The following is an 813-nucleotide window of genomic DNA, read 5'->3' on the forward strand; positions in this document are numbered from 1 at the left end:
AACGTAAAGGGGGACGCCGCTCCCCCTACGTTGGTCGAGTTCGAGGGGACGCCTCCCCTCCACGTTGGTCGAGTTCGACGCTGCTGCTCCCCCTACGTTGGTCGAGTTCGACGCCGCGAACGCAGTGAGCGACGACGAGAATCGAGACCGCCGCGGGCTGGGGCTCGTGCGCACGCGTGTCCAGCCGGGCTTTCGCGGCGATCTCGATACGCTGCATGCTCGCTCCGCTCCCACGCAGCTACTCGATCAACGTGTGGGACGGGGTACTCGATCACCGTAAGGCGCGATCAACGTGAGGGGGCAATCAATGTGGGGCCGCCGCTGTGTGCCGGCCCGGGGGAATGCGGGGAGCCCCCGACCATACGGTCGGGGGCTCCCCGGGAATGTTGTGTTCGGCGGTGTCCTACTCTCCCACACCCATTACAGTGCAGTACCATCGGCGCAGGTGGGCTTAGCTTCCGGGTTCGGAATGGGACCGGGCGTTTCCCCACCGCTATAGCCGCCGTAACTCTATGAAACTGTGAGCCTTTCCGACGAAGGAGGAAACCGAACAGTTTCCTAGAAGCAAACACCGAAAAGAATTTCAGTGTTCACTCCACCTCCTCCGCAGGAGCTGTGTTGTTTCAGAAGTACATAGTGGATACGCGCTCTACTGTGCGTCACAATAATTTCGACTCACCACAAAAATTTTCATGTTGGTGAGTGTTGTTGGTAAGTCCTCGGCCGATTAGTACCAGTCACCTCAACACATTACTATGCTTACAGTTCTGGCCTATCAACCCCATAGTCTGTAGGGGGCCTTACCCCACCCGA

Annotated in this window: 2 rRNA genes; both read right to left on the bottom strand. The window is 58.9% G+C overall.

The features are described from left to right. Window positions 1–390: 390 nt before the first annotated feature. Window positions 391–507, bottom strand: a 5S ribosomal RNA gene (gene rrf / locus GH2_RS21130). A gap of 200 nt (window positions 508–707) precedes the next feature. Beyond that, window positions 708–813, bottom strand: a 23S ribosomal RNA gene (locus GH2_RS21135); the annotation flags it as partial.

This window comes from Gordonia hydrophobica NBRC 16057 (assembly GCF_001592365.1).
Lineage (GTDB): Bacteria > Actinomycetota > Actinomycetes > Mycobacteriales > Mycobacteriaceae > Gordonia > Gordonia hydrophobica.